The organism is Pseudomonas sp. MYb2, from assembly GCF_002979955.1.
Lineage (GTDB): Bacteria > Pseudomonadota > Gammaproteobacteria > Pseudomonadales > Pseudomonadaceae > Aquipseudomonas.
In genome coordinates, this window is sequence record NZ_PCQC01000003.1 from 67,289 (window position 1) to 93,360 (window position 26,072).

The window sequence follows — 26,072 nt, forward strand, 5'->3', positions numbered from 1 at the left end:
ACCACGACCGATGTGCTGTGCTAATCGTGCTGTGCGGCACGGTTCATCGTTCCAGTCGATCCGGGGATTCTTATGGTGAGAGGTCCCGGTCCGACGTGCTATGTAGCGACTTGCATGTACCCATGTAATTCGTTAGCTGGCCTGGCGTTTCTTTGGTGAGAGGTTCCAGGCCGGTGTTTCATGTGGCGGTGTGTTATGTGCTGCGTATCGCCACGCTGAGCTGGGGGATCTTTGGTGAGAGGCCCCAGTTCAGCATCCATTAAGCTGCCGACTTCAGGCCAGCAGCAGCTTTTTCCTGCATGTAAAGGCGCTCAATGGCCTTGCCGGTTACATACCGAACATCAGCGCCTTTAGCGGCACGATTGATAGTCGGCTGCGTTGTCCCTACGCGCTCTGCGATAACCCGTTGGGATAAACCCGATCTCAGTAACTCCGCGAGCATTTCTTGGATATTCATATCGTTCACCGATGCGCTTTCGCATTGGGCGACACAATACACAAACGTATTGATCTATTCAATACAATCGCCGATACGTTTTTGAATCAAGGTAGATAAAAAGTGATTGGCGACCGCATCGCGAAACGCATGCAAGAACTGGATCTATCCGAAGGCGAACTCGGCCGCCGCTCTGGCGTCCCCCAGCCAACAATTCATAGGATCGTGACGAATGCGGTTGCCAGCCCACGCCACGAAAACGTTGAGAAGATTGCCAAAGCCCTAAAGGTCAGCAGTAACTGGCTGTGGAAAGGTGGCGAACATAAGGATCCGAGCATTGAGATCGAGCCATCCTCTGCATCTGATTCCAATGTTGAGCCAGGCCCGGCGATCAAAGGATACGTACCCTTGATTTCTTGGGTGCAAGCAGGCGCCTGGTGTGAGATTGAGGACGTTCGAACCCTTGATGATGCGGAAATATGGCTGCCGTGCGCCGCATCCCATAGCAGTCAGAGCTATGCACTCAGGGTGCGCGGACTTTCCATGTTTAACCACCATGAACGTCGATCCTTCAGAGATGGCGATATCATTTTTGTTGACCCCGCGAAGGACGCCGAGAACGGCTCTCTTGTTATCGCCAAATTAGTTGATAGCCAAGAAGCAACGTTTAAGCAGTTGGTTATGGAAGGGAAGCGTCGGTTTCTAAAGCCGCTGAATTCTGCTTGGCCAGAGCCAATCATCGAGTTAGGAGACGACGCCATGATTTGCGGCGTTGTCTTCTCGAAGCTAGAAATTTTCTGAAGCGCTGACGGGATTTCCTAAATGCACCGAAATGTGGAAGTTTTGTCAACTTTTAGAAATCCCGCTCGTCCCATAGGAAACCGGCGAAAAATTCCGAAGCAGTGACCAACTTTGCAGACTCCCACTTTAAGTTAACGCTCACCCCTTAGTTCACTGCCAACTAAAAATTTGCCACCACATGCATGATGAGTGGCAAATATAGATTATTAATATTTTCGTTAAACCAAAAGCTTTATTACATCATCAAGTGCGCTAACTAAAGCTCCAAGCTGCTCAATTGTATCGGCAGTCTTTTCAATATCTTTCAGCGCTTGATTCGTTGCATCCTTAACCTTCTTGATTGCTGCGTTCGCTTTTCTTACCTCATCAACACCATTAGTAAAAATCTCGTTAATCAACTTGTTCTGCCTCTTGGAAAGCGCCTCCCCTTTCAGCAGGTATTCCTTACGTTGCACAGGACTTTGCCGACCATCCCTGTTCAACCGAAAACAATCTTGAATGATTGCCATTAATTCAGGAAGATTTACTACCTGAAATTTATCTACATCAAGAATATCGAACGTTAACGGCATTAACATAATATTTACTGAAACTGACTTTGACATTTAATTACTCCTCATTTTAATGATTGCTTCTGCGATTGGGCCTACCCTACTATTAAATGTATCAATTTCCGAAGTCAGCCTTACGATTCTGTTTTCATCCTTTGGGTTTCTGGCGTAAGTTAGCAGTGCCGCGTTGACCTCACGCATAGCCACCACGACATCCGTTGGCTGGTTCACTGTAAGTTCTTGATAATTTTTTGAATACTTAGAAATCTGATCAAGAAGGGCAGATCGCTGTTCAAAGCTCATTTTAGATTTATTTTCATTATAATAAGTTGATGCTCGCGATAATTGATTGCTCGATTGGTTTACCGCCCACTGATGGATCAACGGTATATCACCCTCAAGCAACAGAAGAACTGTTTCTACGGCTGGATAACCCTTTTCGACAGCTTCGGTAAGCAATTGATCTCTTTTATCATCCATATACTTCTCTGAAATGACAGATACAATTGTCTTTACAGGCTCAACATATTTAGTGCTGGTGTCATTATTACCGAGCTTAGCTGCCGCGGCAAAACTGTCAGAGAGTTTTGTATATGAATCACCTAATTTAACAACTCCAGCACCAACCCTTTCTGGGGCATCCGATCCCGCCAACTGTGACAGCTTAGAGCCATACTGACTAATCAGCCCTATGGAATCCAACCGCACCTTGATGGCCTCAGGTGGAAATAATGATACCAAGGGCGTTCTAACGCCATCCTCGTCAGTCTCCAAAATCGGTAATGTTTCATCGTATTTGGCTTGAGTAATATATGTATCTCTAGCCTGGTTATTTAGTTCCGAATAATAAGTTGACAATACTGCGCCAGACAGCGCCATCCCTTTGCTGTAGGAGCTAACGGGCTCTCGAAAATCAATATTTGTACAACCACCAAGTCCGACTGCAGCAATTGTAGCAATTGATGCACATAGACGGATTGATCGCAGATTATCCATAACACACTCCATGTTATCCAAAGACAAATTGAACTTGTTATAAAAGCTATATCATTTTGAATATAGACGCCTATAGGCAAAGCGCCAGCATTGTTGCAAATTATATTATTTACAACTCAAGCAATTGTTTGGCATGGTGATTTATTAGTTAGTTAGCTATTTATTGTTTGGATCAGTCATTGCGTATCTGATTTTTCAGTGTCTAAATGAGCGCTACATTTTGGAGCATGCCATGACATACACCATCGAAGACCTAGAAGCAGCAAAGGCTGAGCTTGAACTCTACGAGAAGCGCTGGGAGAACTACGACGGCAACAACCCCGATAAATACCGGGCATCCATCGCTGAATGCCAGGCGAAGGTTGCCATCATCCTCGCGGACCTGAAGGCCAGTGGCGCCATTCCTCTGACGGATCACGAGCAGCTCGAGAAAACCTTGGATCGGCTACATCCTGATGCCCAGTCCAAAGAAATTGTTGAATATGAAGGCCTGCGTTACCAGCGCCGGTTCTCCCCTGTTTCGAAAAGCCTCTCCGGGAAAACGGTTAAAGCTTGGAATAAGAGCTGGCACCCGGTTTATTGAGACAAGGCCAGAGGGGAAAACAGGTAGTTCCTAGTGCACGGAAAAGGTGGAAATCTAGTCAATTTTGGGAAGCTCCCGCTTCAGCTGCCCGCGCCTTGCGGGCTTTTTATGCTCAGTGAGAAAATCAATTCAAATACGTATTGACTGGATCAATACGTATTTGTATCGTTTGCATCGTATACCTCTCACCAAAGGAGTACGACTTATGCAAACCACACAGCACAGCAACACCCGCTGCCCTATCTACCTGCATCCCGCCGCACGCAGTAGTCGTGCCGCCATCGAAGCTATCCAGCACCACACCGGGTTGCTGGTCATCACCATCTTCAAAGGCCGCACCGAAGCCATCCAACCTTCCGACACCGTCGCAGCCGATGACGGCACCTGGCCGTTCGGAGGAGATGCAGCATGAACAGCTATCTCATTCCGCTCTCAAAACAAGAGCTGCTGCACCACATGCTGCAGGTAGGAGGTTCCGCTGTCTGCCCCCTTCAACGACCAGAGCAAACCATCCACGCGAGCTTTGAAGTCGAGCTCACCGACGAGAGCGCAGTCATCAGCGTTGACTTTGGCGGTCACACGGGCGAACTGACCCTCAAGCGTACAGACCGAGCCAACCACCTGCACTTGCGGGACTTCATCCAAGACATTGCGAACGGTCGCATTGAGTCGGCACAACCATCGCCAACATCAGAACACCCCAGCCGTGCTGAGCAAATACACCGAATGCTGGACGAGTCGGAATCCTTGCTTAACAGCGTTCGAAAACTGCTCGCAGCCTAAGGACAGCGCAATGAACCGCACCCTGGACGAAACCGCCGCAGTGCTCGGCCTCAAGCCCCGCGCCTTCCGCATCAGGTTGCGGGAGTTGGGCATTTTGAATACCAGTGGCGACCTTGCCAGCCAACACCGTGATCGCGGCTATCTGTATTCGGATCCGCGCAGCACCGTGATTCCGTCCCTCAACAAATGCCGTCATTACTCCGTGGTGATGGTGAAGGAAGAAGGGATTGAATGGCTGGCCAAGAAGCTAGGAATCATCATTACCAAAAAGGACGCCGCTGCATGAAAACCAACAACCTCAATGCCTACACGCAAGCCCTCGGCGCCTTGAAGCTGATCCCGATCTACTTGAACTGCCCGGGGGTTGTCAGTCGCGCAACGCTCCTTGGCGCCTCGACGGAAGCCATCCAATTACTGGAAAGCATGCCCGTACTAAGCACCGAGCTGGCCGAGGTATTTCGCTGCGTCAACAATGTGATCCTTGACGGGCAGGTCGCCTACGTTACGCCGACCAACTCGCCTGAGTTCCCATTCGGCGCCGTGGTGGCTGACGCCAAGGGCAACATCTGCGCGGCTGCCATGGGCAAAAGTAAAGAAGGCCTCGCCGAGCTGATTCGCCTCAAGTTGCTGCCCCCATCGGAGGGGTACGGGGAGAACGCAGCGTGAGCCATACCCTTGATCAACTACGCAAACAGTTCACCACCCCGTGCCCAACATTGTCGGCAGTACGCGAACAGTACTTCGCACACATCCGTACCGACCGTTACTTGCTCGCTGAGATTAAGGCCGGGCGCATAGCCTTGGTAGTAACGCGCCTTCACTGCTCTACACGAGCAAAGCCGGTGGTGTACTTGCATAACCTGGCCGAGTATCTCGATGCCCAAGCAACGAAGGTAGCGGCTTGAGTGAACTTCAGTCCTCCTTAGCTAAGGGGGGAAACCAACTTTACCGATGCGGATTATATTGAGGATTTAAAATATGACAGCAATACAGATAGGCGCGTTGATTACGCTCCTCTTGCTCTTAGGTTTGGTTTACTGGTCGGGCTATCGCACGGGGCAAATTGATGCCCTTTCCAAGAGCAAAAAAGAAGAACCTTCAACACAGGATATAGAGACAGTCGACCTCATTCATAAAATCCAGACTGAGCGTATATGTCTCACGTGGGAGTACGAAGGAGGTTGTCACATATGGCGTTACTGGGATAGTGAAGAACCCTTTGATAAAGCATACGGAAACACAATTAAGGAAGCGTTGGATGCACTAGAAACACTACGCTGCGGATCTACCTTCCTACAGTCAAACTGATAATAGTCAAAGCAGACAAAACTATGAACACACTTTTTCTTCTGATGGCTCAATATAGCGGACAGGCTGTTATACCGATTGAGGTAGTCTGTCGAGACTACCTGCATCTCACCGTGGAGAAATTTAAGCTTAAGAGACTGAGTGGCGACATTGATATTCCGCTAATGCGTCTGGGCACTAGATCCCAGAAGGCGGCGCTCGGAATCCATTTAAACGACTTGGCGAACTATATTGATCGACAGCGGGAGCTGGCCACTACGGAACAGAATAAACTAATGAATCGTAATTAGCATTAAGGAGGCGTCATATAACGCCTCCTACATTCTAAATATAATTACAAAGGCTTTCGATATGATGCTTCATAGACATTTCCTTGACCAACCCCAGCCCCGGAAAATGCATCACAGAATGAGACGCACGGAACTCGCTCAAACCTAATGTATTGTCATAAACCGTAGGATTGGCAGCGATGAATTTGAACATTTTCACCAACGCTTCTTTATATTTACCGCCTGCGTTTGTAGGAAGCTTATCATCAACCGTCGAACAGTAATGATGCACATACATCGAATTAGGAGCAACACCATCAATATAGGAAACATGTATGGCTACAACATACGCTGGGCCGCCGGAATCTAGGTACTCCTCCCCCATGATCGTAAAATCACCAAAACCAGATACGTTGCTTTTTTTCTTGTAAGAAACATGTAATCCAGAATAGAAGGATTGGGAAGTATAGTCGGCGTTACGCTTCTTTTTAGCGAAGCTATCTGCATACACCACGACGTTTTTCAGCTTATCGACAATAGTGTCATCAACCTTTTGCTGATTTAGCAGCACGCAGGAAGCACTATTCAAAATGCTTAGGGAGCGAGCACCGATATCGTTTTCGAGATATAGAGCGGCATTAGGGTAGGATGCAAGCAAGCCTAGCGCTACACTGTCCGCAGCATCCTTCACTTTGATACAGGGGACGAATTTATTTGCCGACTTAGGATCTGCTTGTAGCTGACCGAAGAGCCCAGCAGACGAGTTCTTGGAAAAGTGCCCTTGCGATGGATTAATCACTACTAGCGGCGATACAGAATAACTGTGTAATTGCTCGATAGTTTCGATCAGTGATTTATATTTCGCATTCACAGGCTCAATTACGGGCCTGTACTTAGCTGCAGGCAGAATCGGAGCAAGATCGAATAAAGTGTTTAGTTCGTGACGCTTCGCCTTGAGTATGGGGTAGTACATAGAGCTTCCTTACTGAAATGTATTTTCAAGTTCTGCAGCAACTGAGCCTTACTAGCAACCGGAACGCGATACTCAATACCCGCCACTAATAAGCTTTTTGGCAAATTTTCGACATAACCTTTGTCGATTTTGCGCGACTTTTTGACAACACGGCAAAATGCGGGTCGTAACTTAGCGGAATCCACGGAACGCAAGAGCGTCCTGCATTCATCATAAATTCCTGTATTTGTTGAGACAGGAATCTGCCCACACAACTCATAGACCAAGGAAAGGTACTCGTTGCGACGCAGCGAGGCCATCAAAATATCCACATCCATGGGTTCTGAAGAAAGTGATGCCGGCCGAATAGCAGTTAATACGTCGTTTTTACCAAGACGTAATATTCCTACAGACTCTGGAGCTATCTTCTCAACCTTGCCCAGGTGCCCTTCAGTAGTGACAACATTTACCTTGTCAAATATTTTCAAATAAGAAGACAACTGAAGTTCTAACCGATTGAGACTGTCGTACTCGGATTTAATCTCGTAGCACGTGCTAATGCCATTTAGAATTACACTATCCGCCTTGCTTTCCCCAACGCGGAACTCATTCAAGAGCGTAGCCGTATTCAAGGAATAACGACCAAGTAAAATTTTCTCGGCGATTACATTCTTTATATAGTACTCAAACTTATAGCTCCTTTTTAGCCGCCGATAGCACTCTTGAAAAACGTCCTCAACACTGAAAACGTCTCCTAGAGCATCACCAAATGCATTTGCAACCTTTAATACAAAATCAAAGTCGCCATGAGCAACATCATTTATACCTTTGCTGCTGAAAATTTTCGCAGCGTCCTTGGTACTCAACATCTCATGCTTACCTATCAGACCCATCTCAAGCCCCTAAAAACGGGCGTTACTCATTAACAGCGCCGCCAACCTCGCAGTTTAGCAAGATTCCCTCCAGCGCCATCGAATTTTGAGACGAGATGCGCAGCTCAATGACATCATTACGATATCACCTCAAAACGAAAACATGTCAATCTTTTTATACTTGATCATGCCTATCGACCGTGAGGGAGGAAATGGAAACTCCTGCCTTCCTCATGCCCGACAGGACTCGCTCAAGCCATGCCCAGCTTTTATATATATCCCCGCGACCTCTCAGATGCGTGTAGCGACGAAGTGAGTTCCAATCTCGATGGCCAGACACGCTCGACACCCTCGGAATATCCCAGTCCATTTCAAACAGCCGGCTCACCCCTTCATGCCGCAAATCATGGAAATGTAAATCCTGAATGCCGAGCATTGGGCACGCCCTGGTGAAAGAGGCCGAGACCGACTTTGCGTTGTAGGGAAAGATCTCTCGTTCGACCTTGGGCATGCTCTGCAGAATTGCCCATGCCTCATCTGGCAGATGACACCACACGTCATTGCCGATCTTCTGACCGGGATTCTTCATATCGCGCACCAGTACAGCCTGTCGCGAATCGTCGAGATCATCCCAGCGAATCCTTGTAATTTCTTCCTGCCGACGTGTCGAAAAGAGCGCGAAGGCGATCACCTTCGGCATGTCGATCTGAGCCTTGCGGCGCTCCTGCATTTCGAAGAAATGCGCCATGAGCTTGTCCAGCTCCTCGAGCGTCGGCCGCCGGTTGCGTTCCTTGCTCTTGCTCACCATACCCAGCTTACGCAACACCTTGCGCGCATCAGGCATCGCTAGCGGATCAACCTCATAGCCCCATGCAGGCCGCGCCACTGACAGCACCGCGCCCAAGTGCGAGAGATCATTGCCGACCGTCTGCGCCTGAACGCCACCGCCCTCTTTGCTCATCCGCCACTGTGCAAACTCCACCAGCTTCCGACTGGTCAGCGCCGAGTCGTCGAGATCACCCAACCATGTGTCCTTGATCGCATTGAGTGTTGCGTTTTTTGTCTTACCCAGCGGCCGGATCTTCTCGTACTCGTCCAGATACTGCTCAATCATCTTCCTTATCGTTACGCCCTTGCGGTTCGCGCGCTCAATTGCACCAGGCTCGGCCAGCTCCGTCTCACGCCGCTTGATCCATGCCTGAGCGACCTGCTTGCGGTCGAAGGTTTGGCTTTCCTGATAAACTGTGCGCCCATCCCGATTGATCCGTATCTGCGCCGTGTAGGCCGTCGAGTTGTCCTTGCGCTTGCGTGATGTGATCGTGCCCATTTCCAGTTGCTACATTGCCGAATTCACTTGCTACAATGTAGCAACCGACTTCGAAAAACAAGGAAAAATGGGTAAAAACCGCTGTATAAAAGACCAGTATCAATGAATTTCGAAAAACCTGAAGCGCCCGTAAATACTAGCCAGCCCCGCTCCGAGCCGTCTCGACGCTTCAGTGTTGCGCCGATGATGGATTGGACCGACCGTCACTGCCGTTTCTTCCTACGCCTCCTGTCGAAGAACGCCCTGCTCTACACCGAAATGGTCACCACCGGCGCGCTGCTCAACGGCGATCACGAGCGTTTCCTCCGCCACAACGAAGCCGAGCACCCTCTCGCGTTGCAGTTGGGCGGTAGCGTTCCGTTGGATCTGGCCGCCTGCGCGCGCATGGCTCAGGAACACGGCTACGACGAGGTGAACCTGAACGTCGGCTGCCCAAGCGATCGTGTGCAGAACAACATGATCGGCGCCTGCCTGATGGGTCACCCGCAACTGGTGGCGGATTGTGTGAAGGCAATGCAAGACGCGGTGTCGATTCCAGTGACGGTCAAGCACCGCATCGGCATCAACGGTCGGGACAGTTACGCGGAGTTGTGTGATTTCGTCGGCACCGTCCGCGATGCCGGGTGCACCAGTTTTACCGTGCATGCGCGGATTGCGATTCTGGAGGGGTTGTCGCCGAAGGAGAATCGTGACATTCCGCCGTTGCGCTATGACGTGGCGGCGCAAATGAAGGCGGATTTTCCGGAGTTGGAGATTGTGCTGAATGGCGGGATCAAGACGATGGAGGCTTGCCATGAGCATTTGCAGACGTTCGACGGTGTGATGTTGGGCCGTGAGGCTTATCACAATCCGTATTTGCTGGCGGAGGTGGATCAGCAGTTGTTCGGCAGTTCGGCGCCGGTGATCAGTCGGGCTGAGGCGTTGGCGCAGTTGCGTCCTTATATAGCCGAGCATTTGCTGGCCGGTGGCGCGATGCATCACATTACCCGGCATGTGCTGGGCCTGGGCACGGGGTTCCCGGGGGCGCGCAAATTCCGTCAGTTGTTGTCGGTGGATATTCACAAGGCCAAGGATCCGTTGGCGTTGCTGGATCAGGCTGCCGAGTTGCTTGAAGGGCGTTAATCCCCTCCTCTTACACTGCGCCAGGCGGATTGCTCCGCCTGGCGTCAGCATTCAGGCGGCCGCTGCTGCGGTCCAGTTGACCCAGCCAAACAGCCACGTTGCCAGAATCAACAAACCAAACGCGATCCGATACCACGCGAACGCGGCATAACTGTGGTTGGCAATAAACTTCAGCAACCCACGCACGGCGATCATCGCGAAGACAAATGCGGTGACGAAGCCGAGGGCGAAGACTGGCAGGTCGTTGGGCTGGAACAGGTCGCGGTACTTGTAGCCGGAGTAGACGGCGGCGCCGACCATGGTGGGCATGGCGAGGAAGAACGAGAATTCGGTGGCGGCTTTGCGCGACAGGCCGAAGAGCAGGCCGCCGATGATGGTCGAGCCGGAGCGTGAGGTGCCGGGAATCATCGCCAGGCATTGTACGAATCCGACTTTCAGTGCGTGGGACCAGCGCATGTCGTCGACGTGTTCGACGCTGATCACATGGCTGCGCTGTTCGGCCCACAGCATGATGATGCCGCCGACGACCAGGGCCACCGCGACGGTGATCGGGTTAAACAAGTATTCGTGGATCGCGTCGGCGAACAGCACGCCCAAGACCACGGCGGGCAGGAAGGCGATCAGCAAGTTGAGGGTGAAGCGTTGTGCATTGCGTTGAGTTGGCAGGCCTTTGATGATTTCAAAGATCTTCGGTCGAAACTCCCAGACGACGGCAAGGATGGCACCCAGTTGAATAATGATGTTGAAGGCCATGGCGCGTTCACCACCAAATTCCAGCAAGTCGGCGACGATGATCTGGTGGCCGGTACTCGAGATCGGCAAGAACTCGGTCAGGCCTTCTACCGCACCTAATATCAACACCTGGAAAAGGGTCCAGAAATCCATTAATCCTCCGTCAGAGCGCTCTTGGCGAGCGACCGGGTAATAACACTCAGGGGTTGAGTATCTGAAGTTACACAATTGGCGCATATGAAGATCAAAAGATCGCCGCCTTCGGCAGCTCCTACATTTGTAATGCATTCTCCTGTAGGAGTTGCCGAAGGTTCGGGCCGCGATCGGACGATCTTTTGATCACAAAGAATAGGTCTTATGAATTGTCACACTCAAGCCATGTTAGTAATCGTCGGCTGACGAACTACTCAGAAAATATTTAGGCCTTTTTGCAGAAAAAAGTTGCCCTGGCAATAAAGTGTGATCAATATCACATTATCCAGAGATGGCCAGACAGTGGCAATTGGACATGGACAAAGCCATCGCAATAAGCTCAAAATAGTGGCACCATTGCATATCGCCACCATCTAAGCAGTAGTTCACCCCTCCGAGAAAATCAACTAAAAGCTTGAAAAGCTTAATTATTGTTAGAAAACTCGCGAGACACGTCTAAAATCCGCGCAAATGTTACCAATTGTCAGTCACAGATGAGAACCGGTGCTTTAACATCCCGATGTCAGCACTAATTCGAGTCAATGCACGATGCTCTCAGGGAACTTAGCGACTAGAAGCCCGCGCCCGACAAATGACGAACCTGGTGTTCTCACTCTGGGTCGTACCCGTGGCGTGGCTGAACATTTTAGAGCGCTGGTCGCCAAGCATGTGCACACTGAGATGGCACTTGAGGCTAGTTCCTACACTAGCTCATATCAGCTGAATGAATATTGCGGCTCTTATCGGGCCATCTTTCTGGTCATCGACAACCCACAGGCGCTGGAAGACAATCTGGCGTTGGTGCAGAACCTGCGCAACGGTAACTTGAAACCGATCATTTGCGCGGTCATCACCGGTCGTGGTGCATTCAACAAGATCAAATACTATCTTGCCGGCGCGGACGCGTGTATCAAACTTAATACCGTTGCCGATGACGGTGCCGATTTGCTGAGTGAGTTCTTCAGCAGTGAAGAGTGGCAGCGCGATATCAACCTCACGCTTGATCCGACGCGTATCTGCCTGATGGACACCGGCAAGAAACTCGACATCTCGTTTGCCGAGATGAAGATCCTCGAAGCCTTTGCGCAAACCAGTAATCACATACTCAGCCATGATGAAATCGCCAGCATCATGGGCCTGAACACCAATTTCTACGACCCTCGAGCGCTGGAAAAATCGATCAGCCGCTTGCGTGGAAAAATCAAGGACATGTATGGTACAAACGCGATTCAGAGCATTCGCGGCTATGGCTATCGCCTGCTGCGGGGTCTGATATCGACTGCCTGACTCAAGGGCAGCCACCCTTTTGCATGCGTACGAAGGATCGTCTAATGCAACCATATCGTTCTATCTGCATCTCACGCCTATTAGAAATCAAGCAATTGAATGAGCGCGGCAACACGACCCATAACAATAAAACTCCATAACATAGCAGCAGTTCGAGTGGAATTTATCGAGGCCATTCTTGGGCCCAGACCCTGCCTATCGATTACTTCCGAGGAAGTCATTGCTCGCCTGCCGATTTATCTTTTAGCCAATTTTGGTGTGTATTTAGGAGAGAGACATGGAAACTAGTACAACCCTCCCAAGGAAATATTTTGTTGTCGTGACTCACAGCACAACGTCGCAACGTGAACTGGAAAGCATGTTGTCCAGCGAACGCTTCAATTCGTTTGGCAACTCTGAAGGTGTTGCATCGCCCTCCTCCGCGCCAATGGTGATGGAGTTCACATATCCAAGCGTCAGTCGAAAGAATGTTGCTCGCAGTATTGAGCATGATACCCAGCGAATCCTAGCGACTCTTGAGTCCGAATGGCTGGCTGCGCAAACCGCCAATCCTTTTCAAAGCATCCCGGCACTGACTGGCGAAAGCAGCAATATGCCACCAGCCATTGAAGGCGATCTGCCTTGCAGCGAAACCTGGCATCTCGACAATGATCAGGGTGCATTGGTCAAAGACGGTATCGAGATCAGTCTGACTGGTCTGGAAACAGCTTTGGTGAGGAAAATGCTCAATCATGAAGAGCGCGTTGTCAGCCGAGACGAGTTGATCCTCAGTATCGGTCGAGAGCCCGAGCAATATCGCGGTCTGGAAATGTGCCTGAGTCGCCTTCAAGACAAATTCAAAAGCGCCAGTAATGGTGAGCGCCTGTTTCGTGCTGTAAGAAATCGCGGTTACTGCCTCATTCAGGAAATCGTTGCGTAAACACGCAGCCGATTCCGCGAACAAAACAAACAGATACAAGTGCGATTACAAAAACAACAAGAGCACTCTGTTTGGCTTCATCTTCCTCCCTGAATTGACAATTCCCTGCCTCCACCCTCCAACAGTAACAAATACAACATCATTTATTCACCCCCTGCTCTGCGACCTTTTCTAACACTGCTCTATTTAATTATTAAAAAGTTGGCACTGTGCCATCTTGTTAGAACTCGTCAGACACCATTCCAGCCAATAACTTAGTCTATTGACTGACGACAGTTCGGCATATCGATGTTGTTACCTCAGGACACTCGTTAAAACAAAAACAATAAGTCTGCATAACAACTCGGATTTCAACTGTTGAAACCTGAATGGACGTCTTTTGGGGATACCGTATGGATCTTTCTCTAAGTATCAATCGAAGCACAGGCCTCAAGGGACTGACCTTTTGGGGCCAATGGGCGCTGGCGCAGGGCTTTGTCGTGACGCTGCTGTTCATCCTCGCCGAGCATCACACCGGGACGGTCGCGTTCTACTACCGAATGTGCGCCACTCTTGCGGTATTGGCCTCGGTGCCGGCGTATACGTTCAGCGGTGTTTATCGCAAACGCGATAACTACCTGACCGGTCTGGGTCGGCTGTTCATGGGGTGGTCGATGACCATGGCCGCGCTGGCTTGCATTGCGTTTGTTTGCCAGGCCGATGAGCTGTTTTCGCGGCAGGTGATTCTGAGCTGGGCGGTGTATGGCTTCCTCGGTCAGGCATTTCTCTATGCGCCGTTGCATGCGTTTTCCAAGTACTACCAGCGCTCGCGCAAAAGTGAACACAAGACGCTGATCGTTGGCACGGGCGACCTGGCGCTGGGTCTGGCGAAGAAGCTCAGTCAGCTGGAGAATCTGCCGTTGGTAGGTTTGGTCAGCAACGGTGATGTGTCGGCGCTGGGTAAAGATGCACCGCGTGTGGTCGGCGCTCAGGAAGACTTGCTGAAGCTGATTGAAGCCCATGACATCCGTCGTTTGTACATCACCCTGCCGCTGTGCGAAGCCGCGAAAATCGAAGCGATTTATGGCGATTTGCTGGGTGCCAACGTCGACGTGGTCTGGGTGCCGGATCTGAACGCACTGACGCTGCTCAATCACTCGGTGAAAGTCGTGGACGGCCTGCCGGCGATTTACCTCAACGAGAGTCCGCTGACCAGCCGCCCTACTGCGGCTTTGAGCAAGAGTCTGGTTGAGAAAACCGTGGCGTTTCTGGCGATCATTGCGCTGAGTCCGATCCTGCTGATCATCGCCCTCGCGGTGAAGATCAACTCGCCGGGGCCGGTGTTCTTCAAGCAGGATCGCCACGGCTGGAACGGCAAGGTGATCAAGGTCTGGAAGTTCCGCTCGATGCGTGTTCACGATGACCGTGACGTGAAACAGGCCAGCCGCAATGACTCGCGCATCACCGCAGTCGGTCGCTTTATTCGCCGCACTTCGCTGGATGAATTGCCGCAACTGTTCAACGTGTTGCAGGGACACATGGCATTGGTTGGCCCGCGTCCGCACGCGGTTGCGCACAACCATTTCTACTCGGGGAAAATCCTCGCCTACATGGCGCGTCACCGGATTAAACCGGGGATCACCGGGCTGGCTCAAATCAGCGGCTGCCGTGGTGAGACGGACACGCTCGACAAGATGCAGAAGCGTGTGGAGATTGACCTGCAGTACATCAACAGCTGGTCGTTGTGGCTGGATCTGAAGATCCTGGTGAAGACGCCGTTTACGTTGCTGTCGAAGGACATTTACTGAGGTTCAACGCTGCACACCGCAAGGGGACGAAAGTCCCCTTTTTTGTGCCTGGGATTTGAGGATGGAATCGGATCTTGGATGGATGCAAAAACTGTGGGAGCTGGCTTGCCAGCGATGGCGGCGGGTCAGCCAATATCAATATTGAATGTGTCGACCTCATCGCTGGCAAGCCAGCTCCCACAGGGATTCGGGATTGGCTCGGGATTTGTGGCGTGACAAATAACCAATGTAGGAGTGAGCCTGCTCGCGATGACGGTGTGTCAGGCAACAGGGATTGTCGACTGGTTTGACGCTATCGCGAGCAGGCGAAGGCCTACAGGGGATTTGTGGTTGGCTCAAGCCTTGTGGCTAGACACATAACCTGTGGGAGCTGCGGTGCGACGATTCGACTTGCCAGCGATGGCGGCGGGTCAGCCAATATCAATATTGAACGTGTCGACCTCATCGCTGGCAAGCCAGCTCCCACAGGGATTCGGGATTGGCTCGGGATTTGTGGCGTGACAAATAACCAATGTAGGAGTGAGCCTGCTCGCGATGACGGTGTGTCAGGCAACAGGGATTGTCGACTGGTTTGACGCTATCGCGAGCAGGCGAAGGCCTACAGGGGATTTGTGGTTGGCTCAAGCCTTGTGGCTAGACACATAACCTGTGGGAGCTGCGGTGCGACGATTCGACTTGCCAGCGATGGCGGCGGGTCAGCCAATATCAATATTGAATGTGCCGACCTCATCGCTGGCAAGCCAGCTCCCACAGGTTTCAGAGGTGCTTCGGAGATCCGCGCTTACTCGGTGATCTTCTCGAAATTGCGATAGAACATGTCCCCTTCCCGGCTATCGGTCATCGAGTGCAGCTGGAAGCTGCGGTTCAAACGTGCACCACCGTCACGGGTCAGCGGTGCCCACACCAGGTTGGCGCGGCGCATGGTCGACATGCTCATCATTTCGTCGAACGGGATGGACAGATAGAGGCCTTTGTCGAAACTACCCTCGCCATACTCGGCGCTGCTCGCCGTGGTGATCGTCGCCCAGGCACCAAAGCGCACACCATTGGAAAACTCGCGCGAGATGTCCAGCGTGCCGCCCCAATCCCCGGCCAGGTATCGCCCGACGCTCACCGCCGCCAGCGTATCGAACGGCAGATCCGTATAACCAGTGATGTGCCCGGTCACCACCGAGTAATCGCGCAGCGCAAAGCCCTGATCGAAATCCCGCTGACGCACCCAGTTGATATCCGCCCCCACCGACCAGCGCTCACCGGTCGGACGGAACAGCACTTCACCGCCCACACCGGCAAACATCGACTCCAGATAACCGCCATACACCATGCCATACAGGTCTTTATCCAATTGCTCGGCATGGCTGACCTGGAACAACGGCATGGTCGTGTTGGAGGTGGTCAGGTACTGACGCAAATCCGTGCGCACACGGGGCAAACCGCTCGGTGCGTCGTAGACGAATTTGTCGAAGTTGTTGATCAGGTTGGTGCTGAGCAAACCGTTCCACCAGGTGTTGCGATTGAAGCGGTACTCGGCGTCGGCATCGGCGGTGAATTGATAGAGCAAACCATCCGGACCACCGACGTTCTGCTTGAAGCCCAGGCCCACGCCATAACTGAAATGCTGCGGTGCTTCGGTGTAGAGGGTTTTCTCGTTGTGCGGCATCGCCGGGTTGATTTCGGTGGTGCGGTGCAGCGATACCAGCGGCTCTTCGTTGTTGATCACTTCACGGAAGGTCTGGCGCGGCACGCTGGTTTCTTCCACCGGCAAGTCGTAGCGCTTGTTGACCACGGTGAACCAGTCGATGTCGTCGTTGACGCTGTTATCCAGCACCCGGCTCGCCCGCCCGACAGCCTTGGGCGAATGGAAGTAACGCTGCTGCTCGCCGTAGACGATCAACTCGGAATCGCGCTGGGTAATGCGCTCGACTTTGTAGCCGGCGTTCTGCTGCAGGCGCTGCGAAACGTTGGCCCAATCGACCTGATCCATCGCCGTGGTCGGTACCTTCGCCGGCAGCGGTTCAGGGGTCGGGTCGTAAGTCTTGGCCGGCGCTTTGCGGCTGACGAAATTGGTGTGGAAGGTCACGCCGAACATCGCCGTATTGCCACGCTCCCACGCAGCGCTGAGGTCGATCGAATCGGTGACTTTGAACACCGCGCCAAGGTTGATCGGCGAGTCTTGCTTGATGATGTTGTCCTTCGGTTCGTTCTTGTAATCGTTGCCTTCGTATTCGAGTTTCAGGCTGAGGCGATCCCACGGCGTCTGGTAACTCACGCCGCCGAAAAACGAAGGTCGGCCACGAAAATACGAACCCGAGTTGACGTCACCGGTGCCTTCCAGCTCTGGCCGGGTGTCGAAGCGATCGCTGACATAGCCCAGCGGGTTATCGATGTCGCCGCGATTGCCGAGATACCCCCAGGCAATCCCGGCGCTGAAATCGAAATTGTCATAGCGCTTGTTGGCGACGAAAAATTCACTGGAGAACAAACCCGTACCGCCGATGTCTCGGAAACCCAGCGCCACATCGGGCAGCCAGTGACTCTCCTGCCACAGCCGGACTTTGACGTCGACCGCCTTATCCTTATAGCTTTGGCTGCCGCTGAGGGCCTCCGAGCCGTACGGCCGGTTGGTGATCGCGGTGTAGCGAAACGAGCCTTCGAGCCAGTCCAGCGGTTGCAACGAAACGCTGTAGCGGCTGTACGGTTCGGTGCGGTTGGCGTTGACGCTCAACTCGCCGGCCGGCGCCATACGCGCGGTCGGCGTCTGCAACAGACCGGTGCCACCGAAGTCATTCTGGGTGATGCGCGGCTCGGCATGGACCAGACCGCAGGGCAATAACAACACAGCTGCAAAACGTAACTTCAACGAACCACCTCGGCCAGCTGCGTGGCAATAAATTCGGCCAACTGCTGATTCAGTTCAGGTAGAGGCGGATCCAGATCATCATTTTTCAGCGGCACCAGAATCTTGCTGCCGGCCACGGGAAAGTGCCCGGACTCGCGATTCCAGTGGGCGATGCCGACCCGTTGCGAGGCGCCGTTGGGCTGAATCAGCCACAGATAATCGGCCTCGGCGTCGCTGAGAATCGAGCAGCCTTGCAGGTACTCACGAGCCTCCTGCAACGGCTGATACGGCAAGTGGCACGGCTCGGCGACGGCGCCCAGCACTTGCACTTCGTCGACGCGCTTCGGATAGACCAGACGATCGCCATCGTCGAGACGAATGTTGCGTGCGAAGCCGACTTCCAACGCCACCGGATCGAGATCGGCGATCTGCCGCCCGGTTACCGGCATCTGCCGCACTTCCTCGGCCATGCGCTGCGCCAACGCCGCTCGACTCGGACGATCGAAAAGCATCGACATGCGCTGCAGCACATCCAGATCAAACAGCACGCCGACCTTCAGCCGTGTCTGCTCCTCAATCAGCGACTGACGCAGCAATCCGCCCGCCAGCCAATAGCCTTCGGCATTCGGCACGGCTTCGCCGATCACATCGAGCAGGCGCCCGCCGGGTGGCAGCGGGACCGGCCCGGGGTTGGCGACATCGCCCGACACCGTGACCGCCGCCTGACTGACACTGGCGAGCAACATCAGGCCCGCCGATAACATCCTCAGGCGCATCACGGCAGGTGCCTGCGATCAGGCGTCAGCTGCACGACCTTGACGCGCAACTGCGACGTCAGTTGCTGCTCGCTCTGCAAGATGAAACCGTCGCGCGGGTCGACCCAGTAATGATTGGTCGCGCTCAGACCGATGGCCGGCGCGTCAATCTGTTCATCGACACGCAGCACGGTGTATTCCTTGTCGAGAATCTGCAGGGTTTGCTCGGAGCGGCGCGAGAAGCGGCTGTTGACGATCACCCCAACTTCCTGGCCCTTGTAGAGGTCGATCCAGCGCCGCGTGGTGAAACCGTCCGCCACGTGATGCAGACCTTGTTTGAACGGCGAATCGTCGGACAGCCGTGTGCCATCGAGATCGCCTTCCAGGCCCAGGCCGACGCTGCGCACGGCGAGGCCATCGCGCAGCAACAGCACCTGTTTGCCGGACGCGACCCAGAACTGCAGGTCTTCACGCTCGCGCATCAGCGCCAACACCCCGGAGCCGGACGGCGTGGTCAGTTTCAGTTGCGGATAGTTGACCGCAGCCACTTCGGCGGCCGTCACGTCCACTTCGTCGGGGCCGACGACCGCAGCCTTGAGGTTGTTCAGCGAAGCGCTCATCAAAGGGTTACAGCCACACAGCAACGAGGCCGCCATCAGGCACAGGCCAACTTTCAGAATGTTCAAAGTCGGCGACCTTATTTGCTGTTGTTACTGTATTCGCTCCAGTTCTTCGCAGCGGAAGCGCCAGTACCGACAATCGATGCCGACGGCACCAATTGACTGATCAGACGGTTCCAGCGAGTCACGTTGGCAGGCCCGACATACACCACGTCCTGCGGGCGAACTTCGAAGTGCGAAGCGAGCGCCATGGCGGTCGGTGACTCGGCTTCGAGCTGATAGATCTTGGCCGGCTCAACGTCGAGATTTTCCACGCCACGAATGACGTACACCGCGTTGCCATTGGAGGTGGTCTGGGCCAGGCCGCCGACCGAACCGAGCACGTCGGTGAGGTTCATGGTTGCGGTCTTGAAGCTCAATGCGCGTGGCTGATTGACCTCGCCCATCACGTAGATGCGCTTGTTGTCGTTGTACGGCAGATACAGCTGATCGCCGCCCTTGAGGTAGACGTTCTGCAACTCGGAATCCTGTTGATTGAGCGAGTCGAGATTCAGCGGATAGGTGCGGCCCTTGCGCGTCAGCAGCAGCCCGGACAAATCGGCATTGTTGGTGTCGATACCGGCCGAGCCGAGGGCTTCGACCACGCTCAGCGGGTTGGTGGAAATCGCTTGCGGCCCGGCCTTGGTCACCGCACCGGTGACCACGACTTTCTGGCTGGCGAAACGCAACACCGCGACATCCACCTGCGGCTCGGCGATGAACGCCGACAGCCGCTGTTCGATATCCGAGCGCAGTTGCTGGATGGTCCGGCCGGCGGCCTGGACTTCCTTGATGAACGGGTAATACAGCGTGCCGTCGGAGCGCACCAGACGGCCGTTGGCATCGATCTGTTGTTGCGCGCCGGACGGGGCCGTCAGCTCCGGGTGGTCCCACACCGTGATGTACAGGACATCGTTGTTGCCGATGCGGTACTCGGCCGGGGTCGCCAACAGCTCCGCTGGCAGCGACTCACGCTTTTGCGTGGCGCGGTTCATGGCAATCAGCTTGGGGGTGATCGGAATCAGCTCGACCCGGCTGCTTTCGCTGGCGCCCTGACGGGTGATGTCACTGGTGCTCAGGTATTGACCGGGGGAAAACATGCAACCTTGCAAAGCGAGACTTGCCAACATTAAAAGATAAACACTACGAGTCATAATGGCACTACGCTATTCAAGGGCGAATCCAAAAAGAAAGTCACCCGACTTGCGTCGGGCGACCTTGTACTGCACTAACAAATGTTCCTGTTAGTTATGCGTGCCGGTTGTACCGGTGGTACCTGTGGTACCGGTAGTACCGCCGTTGGCACTGCCACCGCTGTTGGACGCCGCTACTGCACTGGCAACCATTGCAGTACTGGCTGCCGGCGCTTGAGAAGCCGCCACATTGCCACCTACATTGGTTACCGCCGTCAGCGGTGCTTCAGCTGCGGCAGCCCAGTTGCTCAACATCGTCAACAGGGCAACTGCCATCACTTTCTTCATAACAACTCCTTTCTAACATTCGACCTGTTAAAAAACCGGTCTGAGTCAGAGTTGGTAGCGTTCAAGTCCGCAAAAAACGCGAACATGATCCGTCGTTCTTTCACAGTCTTACCCAACTGATAAAAGTCGAACGGCAGGTTTATATCTACGGACTTGCAAAAGGCATTGCCAGTGTAATTTCCCGACGTTATCTAACAACCTGACTGAAAATAACATCGAACTAAATGGCCATCATCGCAAGTAGCCTTTGGGATGATTCGATTGCCAGCGCCATGTATCGGTGACCATGTCCTGCAAGTTGCGCGTGGCTTTCCAGCCCAACTCTTTTTCAGCCTTGGAAGCGTCGGCCCAACTCTCGGCGATATCACCGCTGCGACGCGGCATCATGCGATACGGCACCGCTTGCCCGCAGGCCTGCTCGAAGGCGTGGAGCACTTGCAGCACGCTGTAACCATCGCCGGTGCCGAGGTTCCAGGTATGAATGCCGCTGCGATCCGAGATCGACTGCAACGCCTTCAAGTGCCCATCCGCCAGATCAACCACGTGGATGTAATCACGCACGCCAGTGCCGTCGATGGTTGGGTAATCATTACCGAAGATCGACAACTCCGGCAGGCTGCCGACCGCGACCTGACTGATGTATGGCACCAGATTATTGGGGATGCCATTGGGGTCTTCGCCCATGTGGCCGCTGTCGTGCGCGCCGATCGGGTTGAAATAACGCAGCAGCGCGATGCTCCAGCGCGGCTCGGCCTGAGCCAGATCGCGCAGGACATTCTCGACGATCAGCTTGGACTGGCCGTAGGGATTGGTCGGTGTGCCCGTGGGGAAATCCTCACGAATCGGCATCTGTTCCGGCTCGCCATACACCGTGGCCGACGAACTGAACACCAGGCGAAACACCCCCGCCGCCGCCATCGCCTGGCACAGATTAATACTGCCACCGACATTGGTCTCGTAGTAATCAAGCGGCTTGCGCACGCTCTCGCCGACCGCCTTCAGCCCGGCGAAATGCAACACGGCGTCGATGGTGTGCTCGCGGAAAATCCGGTCAAGCAGTGCCCGGTCACAGACATCGCCGCGGATCATCCAGGCACTCTTGCCGCAGATGCCTTCAATGGCGTGCAGGGCCGCTTCGCTGCTGTTGCAGAGATTATCCAGCACAACAACTTCATAACCTGCTTCAAGCAGCGCGAGTGTGGTGTGCGAGCCGATATAACCGGTGCCACCCGTTACCAGAATCTTCATAGCGCGGTCCGTCTGTGGATAAGTGCCCCGTGGTGTGTCAAGCCTCTTGCATGGGATATGTGTCGTAATCCACACAAATAAGGCGACAACAACCTCAAACAAATTTAGTTCAACGACTGGCAATAAATATTTTTGCAGGTCAAACTGTATTGCCGGGTACTTATTAGCACTCCCTGTGCACTAACCACTATCAACGCTTACCGACTAAAAATAACTAACAGCGCACTAACCGACATCTCATAACATTGCCATGTTTTAACACCTCTGCACATTGCCATGAATAACCTGACTCAGGTATTAAATCACTCGTTCAATAATTATTGAAACTTGCACGCCCTCTATTAGTGCGCGCATCCGTCGCCTGTGTTCCATGACTGTCCAGGATACTTTTATGATTCGTAAATGTTTGTTCCCCGCTGCCGGCTATGGCACGCGTTTCTTGCCGGCCACTAAAGCCATGCCGAAAGAGATGCTGCCGATCGTCAACAAGCCGTTGATCGAATATGCCGTTGAGGAAGCGCGGGACGCCGGTCTGCAACACATGGCCATCGTCACCGGTCGCGGCAAGCGTGCACTGGAAGACCATTTCGATATCAGCTACGAACTCGAACACCAGATTCGCGGCACCGAGAAAGAGAAGTTCCTTGCCGGCACCCGTGAACTGATCGACACCTGCACCTTCTCCTACACCCGTCAGGTGGAAATGAAGGGCCTGGGCCACGCGATTCTCAGCGGTCGGCCGCTGATCGGCGACGAGCCGTTTGCTGTGGTGCTGGCCGATGACCTGTGCCTGAACCTGGAAGGTGACGGCGTACTCACGCAGATGATCCAGCTGTACAAGAAATTCCGCTGCTCAATCGTCGCCATCCAGGAAGTCCCGGCTGACCAGACGCACAAGTACGGGGTGATCGCCGGCGAGCTGATTTCCGACGGCATCTACCGGGTCAACAACATGGTGGAAAAACCGGCACCGCAAGACGCGCCGTCGAACCTGGCGATCATCGGTCGCTACATCCTCACGCCGGATATTTTCGACCTGATCGCCGACACCCAACCGGGCAAGGGCGGCGAAATCCAGATCACCGATGCGCTGATGAAACAGGCGCAGAACGGTTGCGTGTTGGCCTACAAGTTCAAAGGCCTGCGCTTCGACTGCGGCGACGCAGAAGGTTATTTGCAGGCGACCAACTTCTGCTACGAAAACGTCTATCTCAAGGGCCGCTGAGACGGCTCCCCCCACCCAACGAGGCCACCATGAACATTGCACAACATTCCGTAGAGATTGAACGCGAGGTGGGTAACCTCGGGGTGATGAGCTGGTTGTCCCGCCATCAGCCGTTGCCCAGCGCCAACGAAACCTGGCTGGGCACGATTCTGCTGGTGGAGCGGATTGGCGTGTTTCCCGCCTCCGGGGATATCCGCCGGCCGCTGCGCGATCCGTATCCGCTGCTCGCGCATTTGAAAAAGCTGTATGGCGAGCAGGCGCTGGAAATGGATGACCGTGATGGGCTGAAGGTGATCTTTGGTGACTGGCGTTTTCGCGTGCGGATTTGCTGCAACGACCCGGCGATCATCATCAATGTTGAGACCCGGTGCGATACGCGGTTGATGCCGCAGAAGATTGCCGAGTTGCTCGAGCAAGTCGACGCCTTCGAATAACTCCCCTCACCTTATCGTTCCCACGCTCTGCGTGGGAATGCATCCAGTGACGCTCTGCGTCACACAGCGAGGGGACGCGGAGCGTCCCGGGCGGCATTCCCACGCGGAGCGTGGGAACGATCACCGCTCTGGGGTTTTCGTGTTATTTAGGGGAGGCGTCGCAACGGTCCTTGGCGCCCGTGATCCAGCCATAAAAGTAATCGGCAATCACCTTCCCGCCCGTGGCCGGCACCGGGTGAATCTTGTCCGGGCCAATCATCGCCGCCGCGTAACGTTTGACGTCAGAGCCAAACGCACACTGAAGATTGGCATACCCCAGACGCTGCTCGCGTGCCCACGGTTCCAGCACCTGCGCATAGGCCGACATCGGGTAAGCGCTGGAGCGCGTGGTGTCCTGACGCATGATCAGGTTGATGCTCGCCTGCGGTTGAATCTCGCGCAGCATGCCCACCAGACCCTGAACGTTCTGCAGGTACTGCGCCGGCTTCACGCCGAAGCCCTGATCGTTGCCACCGAGCATGATCAGATAAACATCCGCAGGAATCTTCGATACCGCGGCTTTCCACTGCACCTGCCACTGCGGGTCCTGGTGATAGAAGTCCGCAGAGGCCGCACCGGAGGCCGCGAGCTTCGAAACCCGAACGCCTTTCTGATCGTTGCTCATCCATAAGCCGAACAACGTCGGCGAGCCCCTCACAACTTCCAGTTTGAAGGACCAGTCTTTCGCCGCCGAGAGGCCTGTCAGTGGCACTTCCTGAACGCCCGATCCCTCAAGCTTCAACGGTTGCCAGTCTTGCCCGGGCGCCCAGCGGTAGCGGATCTCGCTGGATTCGCCGTTGCCCAGATAAAGCAATTTCACCTGAGTGACAGCAGTATCGATGCGCGGCGTCGCAGTCGCATCCACTTGCAACCATGCACCGGGTCGGCCTGTTACCGTGCGACTGTCCGGACTCGCCTGGCCCAGGTCTGACACTTTCCAGTCACCGCCAAAGTACTTTTCACTGCTGCGGGTGTATTTGAAATGCGTGCCGCCCAGCGCCGCGCCGTGATTGAAGCCGACATAACCGGGCCCGGCAAAACCGACCTCCCCGGCCACGCGCTGCACCAGTTTGTTCAGATAGAAATCCTGCCCGGCGCTGTAGCTGTCGCCAATCACCGAGACCGACAACACGTTGCCGGCCTTGCCTTCGCGCCACTGCGCAAAACGCTCACGGGCATCGCCCACCTGAACCACCGACGCTGCGACGGGTTGTGCGTCATCTACTGCCAACATGCAAAATTTCCTTCAGTCTGGAATGGCCCACTGAATACCGGGATGTACACAGATCAACTGTAGGAGCGAGCCTGCTCGCGATAGCGGTGGGTCAGGTAATGAAATGCTGACTGACAGACCGCTATCGCGAGCAGGCTCACTCCTACAGGGATTGTGTTCGACAAAGATCCGCTGCTCGCGAAGCTCTTAGCTGCTCTGGGTTTGCACCACCGGGGTAACGGACACCAACGGTTTCTTCTTCGCCGCCCGCTCACCAAGAAACAACACCGAGGTGAAATTGAACCGACTGAAAACCATCGACAACACCACCGGCCCAAGCAAGCCACAACTCAAGCCGCCCAGCACCAGCAAGCTCTCATCCTTCACCCCCAACCGCCCCAGCACAAACCGCGACGTCGCCGCGAACAGCACATGAAACAGGAAGATCGCATAGGAATAACCACCCAGCCACGTCAGCGCTTTCGAGCGCACATCACTCGACAGCAACGCGATGCAAGACACGCAACCCACGGTCAATCCGATCAGGCTACGGCGATCAACAATCAACTCGCGATCAATCGCCGCCACGTACAGCAACGTCAACGAGATCAGCACAAATACCAACGGCCCGATCACCTTGAAGCGCTGCTTCAGCGCATCGACGTTCTCTTGACCAATCATCCCCGCGACAAAAAACGGCAACAGATAAATCGCGCCGTTGATCCCGAACGCATCGAACTTGAACGGCGGCAGCAGAAACAACACAGCCGCGAACGCAAACAACCCATACAACCGCATCGCCGAACGCAACATCCCGCGCCACTCCAGCAGCCCGACGAACATGAAAATGATGAACACCGCCTGCAAGAACCAGAAGTGGTTGATCGGCACCCAGAACGACAACAACGCGTCGAGCACGCTTACGTCCTTGTTCACCCCCGGCCCCACCGCTTGCAGCACCGAGAACGGCACACCGACGCAAAACAGCGGCACGATCAAGCGACGTACCTTGCCGCTGAAGAACGCGGAAAAGTCATTGCCGCGAATTTTATAAATGGAATAGATGTACCCGGAAATAAAGGTGAACAGCGGCATGCGCACGTACACCATCGAATCGGCGATCACCCGGAACGGCGAGCCGATATCGATCTTCAACCCACCGCCCAACGGCCCGATGACGTGATAGAGCACCAGCAGCAGGCACGCCAGGCCACGCAGGGTTTCAATCTCCAGGGACTTTTTCTTGCTCGACATAAAGCACC

At 54.1% G+C, this 26,072-nt stretch carries 29 protein-coding genes; 14 read left to right on the plus strand and 15 right to left on the minus strand.

The annotated features are described in order from the left end of the window. Positions 1–259 precede the first annotated feature (259 nt). A complete protein-coding gene (locus tag CQ009_RS05470; RefSeq protein WP_105705126.1) occupies positions 260–457 on the minus strand; it encodes a hypothetical protein in 198 nt (65 codons plus the stop codon). A 102-nt stretch (positions 458–559) separates the two neighbouring features. Here CQ009_RS05470 and CQ009_RS05475 point away from each other — a divergent pair, with 102 nt between their 5' ends. Beyond that, a complete protein-coding gene (locus CQ009_RS05475) occupies positions 560–1,237 on the plus strand; it encodes a S24 family peptidase (RefSeq protein WP_105705127.1) in 678 nt (225 codons plus the stop codon). A gap of 218 nt (positions 1,238–1,455) precedes the next feature. On the opposite strand, the gene CQ009_RS05480 is transcribed toward CQ009_RS05475, so the two are convergent. Both CQ009_RS05480 and CQ009_RS05485 read right to left on the minus strand, forming a co-directional pair. Next, positions 1,456–1,842 (minus strand): hypothetical protein, encoded by a 387-nt coding sequence (locus CQ009_RS05480; protein ID WP_105705128.1) that lies wholly within the window; start codon positions 1,840–1,842, stop codon positions 1,456–1,458. Continuing rightward, positions 1,843–2,784 (minus strand): hypothetical protein, encoded by a 942-nt coding sequence (locus CQ009_RS05485; RefSeq protein WP_146117526.1) that lies wholly within the window; start codon positions 2,782–2,784, stop codon positions 1,843–1,845. It abuts the gene before it with no gap. Between the two features lie 232 nt (positions 2,785–3,016). On the opposite strand from CQ009_RS05485, the gene CQ009_RS05490 reads away from it, so the two are divergent. The 7 genes from CQ009_RS05490 to CQ009_RS05525 all read left to right on the plus strand — a co-directional run bounded on the left by CQ009_RS05490 (position 3,017) and on the right by CQ009_RS05525 (position 5,748). Beyond that, the gene (locus tag CQ009_RS05490) at positions 3,017–3,367 is read left to right on the plus strand and encodes a hypothetical protein (RefSeq protein WP_105705130.1); all 351 of its coding nucleotides are present in this window, start codon (positions 3,017–3,019) and stop codon (positions 3,365–3,367) included. A gap of 205 nt (positions 3,368–3,572) precedes the next feature. After that, positions 3,573–3,779 carry a hypothetical protein gene (locus tag CQ009_RS05495; protein ID WP_105705131.1) on the plus strand — a complete coding sequence of 69 codons (207 nt, stop codon included), beginning with the start codon at positions 3,573–3,575 and terminating at the stop codon, positions 3,777–3,779. Then, positions 3,776–4,150 carry a hypothetical protein gene (locus tag CQ009_RS05500; RefSeq protein WP_105705132.1) on the plus strand — a complete coding sequence of 125 codons (375 nt, stop codon included), beginning with the start codon at positions 3,776–3,778 and terminating at the stop codon, positions 4,148–4,150. Before CQ009_RS05495 ends, CQ009_RS05500 begins: the two co-directional genes overlap by 4 nt. A gap of 10 nt (positions 4,151–4,160) precedes the next feature. Continuing rightward, positions 4,161–4,436: a hypothetical protein gene (locus CQ009_RS05505; RefSeq protein ID WP_105705133.1), complete on the plus strand. Its 276-nt coding sequence runs from the start codon at positions 4,161–4,163 to the stop codon at positions 4,434–4,436. Next, positions 4,433–4,816, plus strand: coding sequence for a hypothetical protein (locus CQ009_RS05510; RefSeq protein ID WP_105705134.1), 384 nt, complete (start codon positions 4,433–4,435; stop codon positions 4,814–4,816). The genes CQ009_RS05505 and CQ009_RS05510 overlap by 4 nt, the downstream gene beginning before the upstream one ends. Next, the gene (locus CQ009_RS05515) at positions 4,813–5,055 is read left to right on the plus strand and encodes a pyocin activator PrtN family protein (RefSeq protein ID WP_105705135.1); all 243 of its coding nucleotides are present in this window, start codon (positions 4,813–4,815) and stop codon (positions 5,053–5,055) included. Before CQ009_RS05510 ends, CQ009_RS05515 begins: the two co-directional genes overlap by 4 nt. A gap of 426 nt (positions 5,056–5,481) precedes the next feature. Continuing rightward, on the plus strand, positions 5,482–5,748 hold the full coding sequence (locus CQ009_RS05525) for a pyocin activator PrtN family protein (protein WP_105705137.1): 267 nt from the start codon (positions 5,482–5,484) through the stop codon (positions 5,746–5,748). Positions 5,749–5,782: 34 nt separating this feature from the next. Here the strand turns inward: CQ009_RS05525 and CQ009_RS05530 are convergent, their stop codons facing one another. The 3 genes from CQ009_RS05530 to CQ009_RS05540 all read right to left on the minus strand — a co-directional run bounded on the left by CQ009_RS05530 (position 5,783) and on the right by CQ009_RS05540 (position 8,878). Continuing rightward, positions 5,783–6,700 carry a sce7725 family protein gene (locus tag CQ009_RS05530; protein WP_105705138.1) on the minus strand — a complete coding sequence of 306 codons (918 nt, stop codon included), beginning with the start codon at positions 6,698–6,700 and terminating at the stop codon, positions 5,783–5,785. After that, positions 6,661–7,548, minus strand: coding sequence for a sce7726 family protein (locus CQ009_RS05535; protein WP_158260950.1), 888 nt, complete (start codon positions 7,546–7,548; stop codon positions 6,661–6,663). The genes CQ009_RS05530 and CQ009_RS05535 overlap by 40 nt, the downstream gene beginning before the upstream one ends. A gap of 178 nt (positions 7,549–7,726) precedes the next feature. Beyond that, positions 7,727–8,878, minus strand: a complete 1,152-nt coding sequence (locus tag CQ009_RS05540; protein ID WP_105705140.1) for a site-specific integrase — start codon at positions 8,876–8,878, stop codon at positions 7,727–7,729. A gap of 102 nt (positions 8,879–8,980) precedes the next feature. On the opposite strand from CQ009_RS05540, the gene dusA reads away from it, so the two are divergent. Next, positions 8,981–10,000 carry a tRNA dihydrouridine(20/20a) synthase DusA gene (dusA, locus tag CQ009_RS05545; RefSeq protein WP_105705141.1) on the plus strand — a complete coding sequence of 340 codons (1,020 nt, stop codon included), beginning with the start codon at positions 8,981–8,983 and terminating at the stop codon, positions 9,998–10,000. A 51-nt stretch (positions 10,001–10,051) separates the two neighbouring features. Here dusA and CQ009_RS05550 read toward each other — a convergent pair whose 3' ends face one another. Then, complete coding sequence (locus CQ009_RS05550; RefSeq protein WP_105705142.1) at positions 10,052–10,885, minus strand: undecaprenyl-diphosphate phosphatase; 834 nt, start codon at positions 10,883–10,885, stop codon at positions 10,052–10,054. Between the two features lie 588 nt (positions 10,886–11,473). Between CQ009_RS05550 and CQ009_RS05555 the strand changes: the two genes are divergently transcribed. From CQ009_RS05555 to CQ009_RS05565, 3 genes are all read left to right on the plus strand, one after another. Beyond that, positions 11,474–12,211, plus strand: coding sequence for a winged helix-turn-helix domain-containing protein (locus tag CQ009_RS05555; protein ID WP_105705143.1), 738 nt, complete (start codon positions 11,474–11,476; stop codon positions 12,209–12,211). A gap of 277 nt (positions 12,212–12,488) precedes the next feature. Continuing rightward, complete coding sequence (locus CQ009_RS05560; RefSeq protein ID WP_064392773.1) at positions 12,489–13,130, plus strand: winged helix-turn-helix domain-containing protein; 642 nt, start codon at positions 12,489–12,491, stop codon at positions 13,128–13,130. A gap of 392 nt (positions 13,131–13,522) precedes the next feature. After that, positions 13,523–14,917 (plus strand): undecaprenyl-phosphate glucose phosphotransferase, encoded by a 1,395-nt coding sequence (locus tag CQ009_RS05565; protein WP_064392775.1) that lies wholly within the window; start codon positions 13,523–13,525, stop codon positions 14,915–14,917. A 781-nt stretch (positions 14,918–15,698) separates the two neighbouring features. Here the strand turns inward: CQ009_RS05565 and CQ009_RS05570 are convergent. The 6 genes from CQ009_RS05570 to galE all read right to left on the minus strand — a co-directional run bounded on the left by CQ009_RS05570 (position 15,699) and on the right by galE (position 21,899). Then, positions 15,699–17,777, minus strand: a complete 2,079-nt coding sequence (locus CQ009_RS05570) for a YjbH domain-containing protein (protein ID WP_105705144.1) — start codon at positions 17,775–17,777, stop codon at positions 15,699–15,701. Next, entirely contained in the window at positions 17,774–18,532 is a 759-nt protein-coding gene (locus CQ009_RS05575) for a capsule biosynthesis GfcC family protein (protein WP_105705145.1), read from the minus strand. Before CQ009_RS05575 ends, CQ009_RS05570 begins: the two co-directional genes overlap by 4 nt. Continuing rightward, on the minus strand, positions 18,532–19,197 hold the full coding sequence (locus CQ009_RS05580; protein WP_105705146.1) for a YjbF family lipoprotein: 666 nt from the start codon (positions 19,195–19,197) through the stop codon (positions 18,532–18,534). The genes CQ009_RS05575 and CQ009_RS05580 overlap by 1 nt, the downstream gene beginning before the upstream one ends. Before the next feature lie 11 nt (positions 19,198–19,208). Beyond that, entirely contained in the window at positions 19,209–20,270 is a 1,062-nt protein-coding gene (locus tag CQ009_RS05585; RefSeq protein WP_105705147.1) for a polysaccharide biosynthesis/export family protein, read from the minus strand. Between the two features lie 144 nt (positions 20,271–20,414). Next, positions 20,415–20,651, minus strand: a complete 237-nt coding sequence (locus CQ009_RS05590; RefSeq protein WP_007910552.1) for a hypothetical protein — start codon at positions 20,649–20,651, stop codon at positions 20,415–20,417. Positions 20,652–20,882: 231 nt separating this feature from the next. Further along, the gene (galE, locus tag CQ009_RS05595; RefSeq protein ID WP_105705148.1) at positions 20,883–21,899 is read right to left on the minus strand and encodes a UDP-glucose 4-epimerase GalE; all 1,017 of its coding nucleotides are present in this window, start codon (positions 21,897–21,899) and stop codon (positions 20,883–20,885) included. Positions 21,900–22,290: 391 nt separating this feature from the next. On the opposite strand from galE, the gene galU reads away from it, so the two are divergent. Together galU and CQ009_RS05605 are read left to right on the plus strand one after the other, a co-directional pair. After that, positions 22,291–23,124: a UTP--glucose-1-phosphate uridylyltransferase GalU gene (galU, locus tag CQ009_RS05600; protein WP_042560129.1), complete on the plus strand. Its 834-nt coding sequence runs from the start codon at positions 22,291–22,293 to the stop codon at positions 23,122–23,124. Positions 23,125–23,153: 29 nt separating this feature from the next. Further along, the gene (locus CQ009_RS05605) at positions 23,154–23,558 is read left to right on the plus strand and encodes a mannose-1-phosphate guanylyltransferase (RefSeq protein ID WP_064392785.1); all 405 of its coding nucleotides are present in this window, start codon (positions 23,154–23,156) and stop codon (positions 23,556–23,558) included. A gap of 142 nt (positions 23,559–23,700) precedes the next feature. Here the strand turns inward: CQ009_RS05605 and CQ009_RS05615 are convergent, their stop codons facing one another. Beyond that, positions 23,701–24,831, minus strand: coding sequence for a GDSL-type esterase/lipase family protein (locus tag CQ009_RS05615; protein WP_105705149.1), 1,131 nt, complete (start codon positions 24,829–24,831; stop codon positions 23,701–23,703). 186 nt (positions 24,832–25,017) lie between these two features. Next, the gene (locus tag CQ009_RS05620) at positions 25,018–26,064 is read right to left on the minus strand and encodes an acyltransferase family protein (RefSeq protein ID WP_105705150.1); all 1,047 of its coding nucleotides are present in this window, start codon (positions 26,062–26,064) and stop codon (positions 25,018–25,020) included. Between the last annotated feature and the right edge of the window lie 8 nt (positions 26,065–26,072).

What these genes read in the sequence shown, in the direction of transcription:
- CQ009_RS05470 (WP_105705126.1), bottom strand. Translation starts at nt 457, where the DNA reads ATGAATATCCAAGAAATGCTCGCGGAGTTACTGAGATCGGGTTTATCC.
- CQ009_RS05480 (WP_105705128.1), bottom strand. Translation starts at nt 1,842, where the DNA reads ATGTCAAAGTCAGTTTCAGTAAATATTATGTTAATGCCGTTAACGTTC.
- CQ009_RS05485 (WP_146117526.1), bottom strand. Translation starts at nt 2,784, where the DNA reads ATGGATAATCTGCGATCAATCCGTCTATGTGCATCAATTGCTACAATT.
- CQ009_RS05490 (WP_105705130.1), top strand. Translation starts at nt 3,017, where the DNA reads ATGACATACACCATCGAAGACCTAGAAGCAGCAAAGGCTGAGCTTGAA.
- CQ009_RS05495 (WP_105705131.1), top strand. Translation starts at nt 3,573, where the DNA reads ATGCAAACCACACAGCACAGCAACACCCGCTGCCCTATCTACCTGCAT.
- CQ009_RS05500 (WP_105705132.1), top strand. Translation starts at nt 3,776, where the DNA reads ATGAACAGCTATCTCATTCCGCTCTCAAAACAAGAGCTGCTGCACCAC.
- CQ009_RS05505 (WP_105705133.1), top strand. Translation starts at nt 4,161, where the DNA reads ATGAACCGCACCCTGGACGAAACCGCCGCAGTGCTCGGCCTCAAGCCC.
- CQ009_RS05510 (WP_105705134.1), top strand. Translation starts at nt 4,433, where the DNA reads ATGAAAACCAACAACCTCAATGCCTACACGCAAGCCCTCGGCGCCTTG.
- CQ009_RS05525 (WP_105705137.1), top strand. Translation starts at nt 5,482, where the DNA reads ATGAACACACTTTTTCTTCTGATGGCTCAATATAGCGGACAGGCTGTT.
- CQ009_RS05530 (WP_105705138.1), bottom strand. Translation starts at nt 6,700, where the DNA reads ATGTACTACCCCATACTCAAGGCGAAGCGTCACGAACTAAACACTTTA.
- CQ009_RS05535 (WP_158260950.1), bottom strand. Translation starts at nt 7,548, where the DNA reads ATGTTGAGTACCAAGGACGCTGCGAAAATTTTCAGCAGCAAAGGTATA.
- CQ009_RS05540 (WP_105705140.1), bottom strand. Translation starts at nt 8,878, where the DNA reads ATGGGCACGATCACATCACGCAAGCGCAAGGACAACTCGACGGCCTAC.
- dusA (WP_105705141.1), top strand. Translation starts at nt 8,981, where the DNA reads ATGAATTTCGAAAAACCTGAAGCGCCCGTAAATACTAGCCAGCCCCGC.
- CQ009_RS05550 (WP_105705142.1), bottom strand. Translation starts at nt 10,885, where the DNA reads ATGGATTTCTGGACCCTTTTCCAGGTGTTGATATTAGGTGCGGTAGAA.
- CQ009_RS05555 (WP_105705143.1), top strand. Translation starts at nt 11,474, where the DNA reads ATGCTCTCAGGGAACTTAGCGACTAGAAGCCCGCGCCCGACAAATGAC.
- CQ009_RS05560 (WP_064392773.1), top strand. Translation starts at nt 12,489, where the DNA reads ATGGAAACTAGTACAACCCTCCCAAGGAAATATTTTGTTGTCGTGACT.
- CQ009_RS05565 (WP_064392775.1), top strand. Translation starts at nt 13,523, where the DNA reads ATGGATCTTTCTCTAAGTATCAATCGAAGCACAGGCCTCAAGGGACTG.
- CQ009_RS05575 (WP_105705145.1), bottom strand. Translation starts at nt 18,532, where the DNA reads ATGCGCCTGAGGATGTTATCGGCGGGCCTGATGTTGCTCGCCAGTGTC.
- CQ009_RS05585 (WP_105705147.1), bottom strand. Translation starts at nt 20,270, where the DNA reads ATGTTTTCCCCCGGTCAATACCTGAGCACCAGTGACATCACCCGTCAG.
- CQ009_RS05590 (WP_007910552.1), bottom strand. Translation starts at nt 20,651, where the DNA reads ATGAAGAAAGTGATGGCAGTTGCCCTGTTGACGATGTTGAGCAACTGG.
- galE (WP_105705148.1), bottom strand. Translation starts at nt 21,899, where the DNA reads ATGAAGATTCTGGTAACGGGTGGCACCGGTTATATCGGCTCGCACACC.
- galU (WP_042560129.1), top strand. Translation starts at nt 22,291, where the DNA reads ATGATTCGTAAATGTTTGTTCCCCGCTGCCGGCTATGGCACGCGTTTC.
- CQ009_RS05605 (WP_064392785.1), top strand. Translation starts at nt 23,154, where the DNA reads ATGAACATTGCACAACATTCCGTAGAGATTGAACGCGAGGTGGGTAAC.
- CQ009_RS05615 (WP_105705149.1), bottom strand. Translation starts at nt 24,831, where the DNA reads ATGTTGGCAGTAGATGACGCACAACCCGTCGCAGCGTCGGTGGTTCAG.
- CQ009_RS05620 (WP_105705150.1), bottom strand. Translation starts at nt 26,064, where the DNA reads ATGTCGAGCAAGAAAAAGTCCCTGGAGATTGAAACCCTGCGTGGCCTG.